The organism is Escherichia sp. E4702 (assembly GCF_963883545.1).
GTDB lineage: Bacteria > Pseudomonadota > Gammaproteobacteria > Enterobacterales > Enterobacteriaceae > Escherichia.
In genome coordinates this window covers 118,268-126,876 of record NZ_CAWORF010000019.1, presented here as the reverse complement: position 1 = coordinate 126,876, position 8,609 = coordinate 118,268, and the positions used below count along the sequence as shown (strand labels likewise).

Genomic DNA, 8,609 nt, shown 5'->3' with positions numbered 1-8,609 from the left:
GCATTCGGCACTTATTGTCGGATGCGATGCTTGCGCATCTTATCCGACCTACGAATCGCATCGAACTGTAGGCCGGATAAGGCGTTTACGCCGCATCCGGCAAATAGTTAATAGCTCTTACTTCTTAGCTTCTGCAACCACTTTGCTACCCACGCCGCGGTTATTGTATTCCCACATGCGGTTGTAGTTAGTGTCATTCAGATTGCGCTGTACTTCGTCGCTATCGTCAACGCTGCCGGTATTACCCGCAAATGGACGATTGGAAATCACCGCATCGGCCCACGGTTTCGCCGTGTTAAAACCTTCGTTGATGGCGCTATCACGGATCACCACCTGACCGTTGGTATTAGCATCAACATCCAGCGAGCGGCCCAGTTGCGCCACGCCATCACCGGAAGCATTGAAACGGCTGTTTACGGCGAGGAAACCGTAATAGATGTTAGACAGCGTAGCCGGTGCAAACACATACGCTTCTTGCTGAGTACGTGAGTTCACCACGCGGAATTCGGTGTTATCGAACACCACCGCGCCGCGACCAGAAACGATATCCACATCCCCTTCAATGTAGCTGTTGGTCACCAGCGTACGCGGCTGACGATTGGTTTCCAGACGGTTTTGCACACCGCTGTTGGTGACAAAAAAGGTGTTCTGACGACCGAGAATGTTGACGTTATTGATCTGCACTTTGTCGCCATCAGTACGCAGTGCCACCGCCGGATGGTTACCCGCATCTACGCTATCGCCCAGTGTGTTTTCGATGGTCAGGTTTTGCAGTTGCAGGCCATTGTTTTGTGACCAGAAGACCGCAGAACAGAGCACGCCGATACTGTCGCTGCGTTTGCTCTGGCAGCTATCGTACATATACCACGCTGGTTTACCTGGCATATATTTGCCGCGTGGGTTGACGTCGTGACGCCAGTCGGCAGGGCTCATGCCACCATCAAGTGAAAGCCCAATCTTCACATCAATCGGTTTTTCGCCTGTACCGTACAGAGTAATTCCACCCGGAGCGGCAGGGACATAGACCGTGCCTTCATACTCACCAGGCATCACGGCAATATACTGGCGCTTGTTGGTACGCTTGATAATTGCCGCATCCACCGCTGCCTGAATCGTGGTATGCGTTACACCTTGAGTACCCGCCGGGCCGACAACAAAGTCAGGTTGTGCAGGCAGGGTAATCGGGGAAGGATTCCACGCTGCAGCACCAGGCGTCAGGGACGCAAAATAGTGTTGAGCATCGAAATTCTGCGCTTCTTTTGCCGACAGAATCGGGCGAGAAGAGGTACCAGGCGCGGTTTGATCTGAAGGACGTTGATCGGGCGGTGTTGAGCTACAGGCGGTCAGCGTCACGCCAAAAGCCAATGCCAGCGCCAGACGGGAAACTGAAAATGTGTTCACAGGTTGCTCCGGGCTATGAAATAGAAAAATGAATCCGTTGAAGCCTGCTTTTTTATACTAACTTGAGCGAAACGGGAAGGTAAAAAGACAAAAAGTTGTTTTTAATACCTTTAAGTGATACCAGATGGCATTGCGCCATCTGGCAGAGTGATTAACGGAACATCGCAGTAATCGAGGCGCTGGCCAGAGAGTGGAAATGAACGTTAAACCCGACCATCGCGCCGCTGGCACCTTCATCGACATCAATACGTTCTACATCCAGCGCGTGAACGGTAAAAATGTAGCGATGGGTTTCGCCTTTCGGCGGCGCTGCACCATCGTACCCGGTTTTACCAAAGTCGGTACGCGTCTGCAAAACACCGTCTGGCATTGCTACCAGACCAGAGCCAAACCCTTGCGGTAATACGCGGGTATCAGCGGGTAAGTTAACAACTACCCAGTGCCACCAGCCGGAGCCGGTTGGCGCGTCCGGGTCATAGCAGGTGACAACAAAACTTTTGGTTCCCGCAGGAACATCATCCCACGCCAGATGCGGCGAAATATTATCGCCATCGTAACCCATGCCGTTAAAGACATGACGATGCGGCAGCTTATCGCCATCGCGCAGATCATTACTGATGAGTTTCATTAGAATGCCTCCGGGAAACCTCGGCCTTCAAGCCGGGGAGGAAAGGAGGCGTTTTTCCGACTAACTGTACTTTGCATAATCACATTTTCCTCTTTAGTATGTGAACACATGAAACGCGCATATAAATACCGGTTTTACCCGACAACTGAGCAGGCTGAGCTTTTAGCTCAGACGTTCGGCTGTGTGCGCTTCGTCTACAATTCCATCCTTCGTTGGCGTACCGATGCGTACTACGAGCGAAAGGAAAAGATCGGTTATCTACAGGCCAACGCTCGCCTTACGGCGCTCAAAAAAGAGCCTGAATACATATGGCTGAATGATGTTTCCTGCGTTCCCCTCCAGCAGTCGTTGCGCCACCAACAAGCCGCCTTTGCTAACTTCTTTGCCGGACGAGCTGCATATCCGGCTTTCAAAAGCAAACGGCACAAACAGGTGGCTGAGTTCACTGCCAGCGCGTTTAAACACCGTGACGGCGAGTTGTATATAGCAAAGAGCAAGTCGCCGCTGGATGTTCGCTGGAGTCGAGAATTACCATCTGCGCCGTCAACCGTTACCATTTCCAGAGATAGCGCTGGCAGGTACTTTGTTTCCTGCCTGTGTGAGTTTGAACCTGTATCAATGCCTGTTACCGCTAAAACGGTCGGCATTGATGTGGGCTTAAAAGATTTATTCGTTACCGATACCGGATTCAAAACCGACAATCCCCGCCACACCGCTAAATATGCGAAGCGATTAACGCTGCTACAACGACGTTTAAGCAGGAAGCAAAAAGGCTCAAGAAACCGTATTAAAGCCCGCTTAAAGGTCGCCCGACTCCACGCGAAAATCGCCGATTGCCGGATGGACAATCTGCACAAGTTGTCCCGCAAACTGATTAACGAAAACCAAGTTGTTTGCGTCGAATCCCTAAAGGTGAAAAACATGATCCGCAACCCGAAGCTGTCTAAAGCAATAGCTGACGCAGGCTGGAGCGAACTTGTTCGCCAGCTCCAGTACAAAGGCAAATGGGCCGAGCGGTCAGTGGTCGCCATTGACCAGTATTTACCGTCCTCAAAATGCTGTAGTTGCTGCGGTTTCACCATGCAAAAAATGCCTCTTAATGTTCGTAAATGGCACTGCCCTGAATGCGGCGCAGACCATGATCGCGACATTAACGCGGCACGTAATATTAAAGCTGCCGGGCTGGCAGTGTTAGCCCACGGAGAGCCTGTAAACCCTGAATCGCAGCACGCGGCTTAGGTTCGGCTCGTTGAAGTGGGAATCCCCGTCATTCAGGGCGGGGAGCCGTCAAGAACCCTCCTTTCTTGTTTGCAGAAAGTGTAGCCAGAAACCCACACGCTGACTTCCCGTTATTGGCAAAAAAATGTTTCATCCTGTACCGCTCGGTTAACTGCTGCGGTCAGACGCTGCAACTGTTGCGGGCGAATAATATAGGGCGGCATCAGGTAAATCAGTTTGCCAAAAGGCCGGATCCAGACGCCCTGTTCGACAAAGAATTTTTGCAGCGCCGCCATATTCACCGGACGAGTGGTTTCGACCACACCAATTGCTCCCAGCACACGCACATCGGCAACCATTTCGGCATCACGGGCGGGGGCAAGTTGCTCGCGCAGCTGTACTTCAATAGCCGCCACCTGTTGCTGCCAGTCGCCAGATTCGAGAATCGCCAGGCTGGCGTTTGCAGCCGCGCAGGCCAGCGGATTGCCCATAAAAGTTGGCCCGTGCATAAAGCAGCCGGCTTCGCCGTTACTGATGGTTTCTGCAACCTCGCGCGTGGTGAGTGTGGCGGAAAGGGTCATCGTGCCGCCGGTTAAGGCTTTGCCGAGACATAAAATATCTGGCGCGATCCCCGCGTGTTCACAGGCAAACAGTTTGCCGGTACGACCAAATCCGGTGGCTATCTCGTCGGCAATTAGCAAGATACCTTCACGGTCGCACATTTTGCGGATTCGTTTTAACCATTCCGGATGGTAGATGCGCATCCCGCCTGCGCCCTGGACAATCGGTTCAATGATCACCGCCGCGACTTCATGACGATGCGCCGCCATCAGGCGGGCAAAGCCCACCATATCGCGCTCATCCCATTCGCCATCCATGCGGCTTTGTGGAGCCGGAGCAAACAAGTTTTCCGGCAGATATCCCTTCCACAGGCTGTGCATTGAGTTGTCCGGATCGCACACCGACATCGCGCCAAAGGTATCGCCATGATAACCATTGCGGAAGGTCAGAAATCGCTGGCGCGCTTCGCCTTTGGCCTGCCAGTACTGCAACGCCATTTTCATCGCGACTTCTACCGCTACGGAGCCGGAGTCCGCGAGAAAAACGCACTCCAGCGGTTGCGGCGTCATCGCCACCAGTTTGCGGCACAGCTCAATGGCCGGCGCATGGGTGATACCGCCAAACATCACATGCGACATAGCATCAATTTGCGTCTTCATCGCCGCATTAAGCTGCGGGTGATTGTAGCCGTGGATCGCCGCCCACCAGGACGACATACCGTCAACCAGGCGTCTGCCGTCAGACAAAATCAGCTCGCAACCTTCGGCGCTCGCCACCGGATAAACCGGCAGCGGGGAGGTCATGGATGTGTATGGGTGCCAGATATGGCGTTGGTCAAAGGCAAGATCGTCCGTTGTCATAATCGACTTGTAAACCAAATTGAAAAGATTTAGGTTTACAAGTCTACACCGAATTAACAACAAAAAACACGTTTTGGAGAAGCCCCATGGCTCACCGCCCACGCTGGACATTGTCGCAAGTCACAGAATTATTTGAAAAACCATTGCTGGATCTGCTGTTTGAAGCGCAGCAGGTGCATCGTCAGCATTTCGATCCTCATCAGGTGCAGGTCAGCACGTTGCTGTCGATTAAAACCGGAGCTTGTCCGGAAGATTGCAAATACTGCCCGCAAAGCTCGCGCTATAAAACCGGACTGGAAGCCGAGCGGTTGATGGAAGTTGAACAGGTGCTGGAGTCGGCGCGCAAAGCGAAAGCGGCGGGATCGACGCGTTTTTGTATGGGCGCGGCGTGGAAGAATCCCCACGAACGCGATATGCCCTACCTGGAACAAATGGTGCAAGGGGTAAAAGCGATGGGGCTGGAGGCGTGTATGACGCTGGGCACGTTGAGTGAATCTCAGGCGCAGCGCCTGGCGAACGCCGGGCTGGATTACTACAACCACAACCTCGACACCTCGCCGGAGTTTTACGGCAATATCATCACTACGCGTACCTATCAGGAACGTCTCGATACGCTGGAAAAAGTGCGCGATGCCGGGATCAAAGTCTGTTCAGGTGGCATTGTTGGCTTAGGCGAAACGGTGAACGATCGCGCCGGATTATTGCTGCAACTGGCAAACCTGCCGACGCCGCCGGAAAGCGTGCCAATCAACATGTTGGTGAAGGTGAAAGGCACACCGCTGGCCGATAACGATGATGTCGATGCCTTTGATTTTATTCGCACCATTGCTGTAGCGCGGATCATGATGCCGACCTCTTACGTGCGCCTTTCTGCCGGACGCGAGCAGATGAACGAACAGACTCAGGCGATGTGCTTTATGGCTGGCGCAAACTCGATCTTCTACGGCTGCAAACTGCTAACCACGCCGAATCCAGAAGAAGATAAAGACCTGCAACTGTTCCGCAAACTGGGGCTAAACCCGCAGCAAACTGCCGTGCTGGCGGGCGATAACGAACAACAGCAGCGTCTGGAGCAGGCGCTGATGACCCCGGACACTGACGAATATTATAACGCGGCAGCACTATGAGCTGGCAGGAGAAAATCAACGCGGCGCTCGATGCGCGGCGTGCTGCCGATGCCTTGCGTCGCCGTTATCCGGTGGCGCAAGGAGCCGGACGCTGGCTGGTGGCGGATGATCGCCAGTATCTGAACTTTTCCAGCAATGATTACCTCGGTTTAAGCCATCATCCGCAAATTATCCGCGCCTGGCAGCAGGGCGCAGAAAAGTTTGGTGTAGGTAGCGGCGGTTCCGGGCATGTCAGCGGTTATAGCGTGGCGCATCGGGCGCTGGAAGAAGAACTGGCCGAGTGGCTGGGCTATTCGCGGGCGCTGCTGTTTATCTCTGGTTTTGCCGCGAATCAGGCCGTCATCACCGCGATGATGGCGAAAGAGGACCGTATTGTTGCCGACCGGCTTAGCCATGCCTCCTTGCTGGAGGCTGCCAGTTTAAGCCCGTCGCAGCTTCGCCGTTTTACTCATAACGATGTCGCTCATCTGGCGCGACTGCTTGCTTCCCCCTGTCCGGGGCAGCAACTGGTGGTGACAGAAGGCGTGTTCAGCATGGACGGCGATAGCGCGTCGCTTACGGAAATCCAGCAAGTCACGCAACAGCACAACGCCTGGTTGATGGTTGATGATGCCCACGGCACGGGCGTTATCGGTGAACAGGGGCGGGGCAGTTGTTGGCTGCAAAAGGTGAAGCCGGAACTGCTGGTAGTCACTTTTGGCAAAGGATTTGGCGTCAGCGGCGCGGCGGTGCTTTGTTCTGATAGCGTGGCGAATTATCTGCTGCAATTCGCCCGCCATCTTATCTACAGCACCAGTATGCCGCCCGCTCAGGCGCAGGCATTACGTGCGTCGCTGGCGGTCATTCGCAGTGAAGAGGGTGATGCACGGCGCGAAAAACTGGCGGCACTCATTATGCGTTTTCGTGCCGGAGTGCAGGGTTTGCCGTTTACGCTTGCGGATTCATGCAGCGCCATCCAGCCATTAATCGTCGGTGATAACAGCCGAGCGTTACAACTGGCAGAAAAACTGCGCCAGCAAGGCTGCTGGGTCACGGCGATTCGCCCGCCAACCGTACCCGTCGGCACTGCGCGACTGCGCTTAACGCTAACCGCAGCGCATGAAATGCAGGATATCGACCGCCTGCTGGAGGTGCTGCATGGCAACGGTTAATAAACAAGCCATTGCGGCGGCATTTGGTCGGGCAGCCGCGCACTATGAGGAACACGCAGATCTACAGCGCCAGAGTGCCGATGCCTTACTGGCAATGCTCCCGCAGCGTAAATACCCCCGTGTGCTGGACGCTGGCTGTGGACCTGGCTGGATGAGCCGCCACTGGCGCGAACGTCATGTACAGGTGACGGCCTTAGATCTCTCGCCACTTATGCTTGCGCAGGCACGCCAACAAGATGCCGCAGATCATTATCTGGCAGGCGATATCGAATCCCTGCCGTTAGCGACTGCGACGTTCGATCTTGCATGGAGCAATCTCGCGGTGCAGTGGTGCGGTAATTTATCCACGGCACTCCGCGAGCTGTATCGGGTGGTGCGCCCCGGAGGCGTGGTCGCGTTTACCACGCTGGCGCAGGGATCGTTACCCGAACTGCATCAGGCGTGGCAGGCGGTAGACGAACGGCCTCATGCCAATCGCTTTTTACCGCCAGATGAAATCGAACAGTCGCTGAAAGGTTTGCATTATCAACACCATATTCAGCCCGTCACACTGTGGTTTGATGATGCGCTCAGTGCCATGCGTTCGCTGAAAGGCATCGGTGCCACGCATCTTCATGAAGGGCGCGACCAGCGAATATTAACGCGTTCGCAGTTGCAGCGATTGCAACTGGCCTGGCCGCAACAACAGGGGCGATATCCTCTGACGTATCATCTTTTTTTGGGAGTGATTGCTCGTGAGTAAACGTTATTTTGTCACCGGAACGGATACCGAAGTGGGGAAAACCGTCGCCAGCTGTGCACTTTTACAAGCCGCAAAGGCTGCAGGCTACCGGACGGCAGGTTACAAACCTGTTGCCTCCGGCAGCGAAATGACAGTAGAAGGCTTACGTAATAGCGACGCACTGGCGTTGCAACGCAACAGTAGCCTGCAACTGGATTACGCCACGGTAAACCCTTACACCTTCGCAGAACCGACCTCGCCGCACATCATCAGCGCGCAAGAGGGCAGACCCATCGACCCCGTGGTTATGAGCGCCGGGTTACACGCGCTGGCACAGCAGGCAAACTGGGTACTGGTAGAAGGTGCAGGAGGCTGGTTTACGCCGCTTTCTGAGTCTTTCACTTTCGCGGATTGGGTAACGCAAGAACAACTGCCAGTGATACTGGTTGTGGGCGTGAAACTCGGTTGTATTAATCACGCGATGCTGACCGCACAGGCTGTACAGCAAGCCGGACTTACCCTTGCAGGGTGGGTAGCGAACGATGTCACTCCACCGGGCAAACGTCACGCTGAATATATGGCCACGCTCAAGCGGATGATTTCCGCACCGTTGCTTGGGGAGATCCCATGGCTTGATGAACCCCCTGAAAACGCGCTAACCGGAAAGTACCTCAATCTCACCGCATTGTTGTAGCAATATATTTGGTTAAATTGCGAGCGAGATCGCGTCGTCTGCTGCCTGCAATTCAACCAATTAAATTTCAAAAGAATTGAGAAAAAATATTTACCCCCACAATATGCGGTTAGTGTGGGAATTGCCCAGGCGGCAGGGCATACGGGCTGCAGGCAGTTATCCACTATTCCTGTGGATAACCATGTGCATTAGAGTTAGAAAACGTGATGCAAGCGAGAGAATACGCGGCTTGCACGCGAATTGACGCG

The 8,609-nt window shown here is 54.3% G+C and carries 8 protein-coding genes; 5 read left to right on the top strand and 3 right to left on the bottom strand.

Translation table 11 applies throughout. The features are described 5' to 3' along the window. Positions 1-117: 117 nt before the first annotated feature. Both AACU94_RS12780 and AACU94_RS12775 read right to left on the bottom strand, forming a co-directional pair. A complete protein-coding gene (locus tag AACU94_RS12780; RefSeq protein WP_130214915.1) occupies positions 118-1,401 on the bottom strand; it encodes a putative acyl-CoA thioester hydrolase in 1,284 nt (427 codons plus the stop codon). A 151-nt stretch (positions 1,402-1,552) separates the two neighbouring features. Next, on the bottom strand, positions 1,553-2,029 hold the full coding sequence (locus AACU94_RS12775; RefSeq protein WP_135486481.1) for a kinase inhibitor: 477 nt from the start codon (positions 2,027-2,029) through the stop codon (positions 1,553-1,555). Between the two features lie 108 nt (positions 2,030-2,137). On the opposite strand from AACU94_RS12775, the gene AACU94_RS12770 reads away from it, so the two are divergent. Next, positions 2,138-3,268: an RNA-guided endonuclease InsQ/TnpB family protein gene (locus tag AACU94_RS12770; protein ID WP_135489542.1), complete on the top strand. Its 1,131-nt coding sequence runs from the start codon at positions 2,138-2,140 to the stop codon at positions 3,266-3,268. Between the two features lie 110 nt (positions 3,269-3,378). Here the strand turns inward: AACU94_RS12770 and bioA are convergent, their stop codons facing one another. Beyond that, positions 3,379-4,668, bottom strand: coding sequence for an adenosylmethionine--8-amino-7-oxononanoate transaminase (gene bioA / locus AACU94_RS12765; protein ID WP_135489541.1), 1,290 nt, complete (start codon positions 4,666-4,668; stop codon positions 3,379-3,381). An 86-nt stretch (positions 4,669-4,754) separates the two neighbouring features. Between bioA and bioB the strand changes: the two genes are divergently transcribed. The 4 genes from bioB to bioD are packed head-to-tail and all read left to right on the top strand — an operon-like array spanning position 4,755 to position 8,361. Continuing rightward, positions 4,755-5,795: a biotin synthase BioB gene (gene bioB, locus AACU94_RS12760; protein ID WP_130214913.1), complete on the top strand. Its 1,041-nt coding sequence runs from the start codon at positions 4,755-4,757 to the stop codon at positions 5,793-5,795. Further along, positions 5,792-6,946 carry an 8-amino-7-oxononanoate synthase gene (bioF, locus tag AACU94_RS12755; protein ID WP_130214911.1) on the top strand — a complete coding sequence of 385 codons (1,155 nt, stop codon included), beginning with the start codon at positions 5,792-5,794 and terminating at the stop codon, positions 6,944-6,946. Before bioB ends, bioF begins: the two co-directional genes overlap by 4 nt. Then, the gene (gene bioC, locus AACU94_RS12750; RefSeq protein WP_130214909.1) at positions 6,933-7,688 is read left to right on the top strand and encodes a malonyl-ACP O-methyltransferase BioC; all 756 of its coding nucleotides are present in this window, start codon (positions 6,933-6,935) and stop codon (positions 7,686-7,688) included. Before bioF ends, bioC begins: the two co-directional genes overlap by 14 nt. Further along, on the top strand, positions 7,681-8,361 hold the full coding sequence (gene bioD, locus AACU94_RS12745) for a dethiobiotin synthase (protein WP_130214907.1): 681 nt from the start codon (positions 7,681-7,683) through the stop codon (positions 8,359-8,361). Before bioC ends, bioD begins: the two co-directional genes overlap by 8 nt. The last annotated feature ends 248 nt before the right edge of the window (positions 8,362-8,609 follow it).

Bases quoted from the DNA above. Each gene is read 5' to 3' on its own strand.
- AACU94_RS12775 (WP_135486481.1), bottom strand. From the start codon at position 2,029: ATGAAACTCATCAGTAATGATCTGCGCGATGGCGATAAGCTGCCGCAT.
- AACU94_RS12770 (WP_135489542.1), top strand. From the start codon at position 2,138: ATGAAACGCGCATATAAATACCGGTTTTACCCGACAACTGAGCAGGCT.
- bioA (WP_135489541.1), bottom strand. From the start codon at position 4,668: ATGACAACGGACGATCTTGCCTTTGACCAACGCCATATCTGGCACCCA.
- bioB (WP_130214913.1), top strand. From the start codon at position 4,755: ATGGCTCACCGCCCACGCTGGACATTGTCGCAAGTCACAGAATTATTT.
- bioF (WP_130214911.1), top strand. From the start codon at position 5,792: ATGAGCTGGCAGGAGAAAATCAACGCGGCGCTCGATGCGCGGCGTGCT.
- bioC (WP_130214909.1), top strand. From the start codon at position 6,933: ATGGCAACGGTTAATAAACAAGCCATTGCGGCGGCATTTGGTCGGGCA.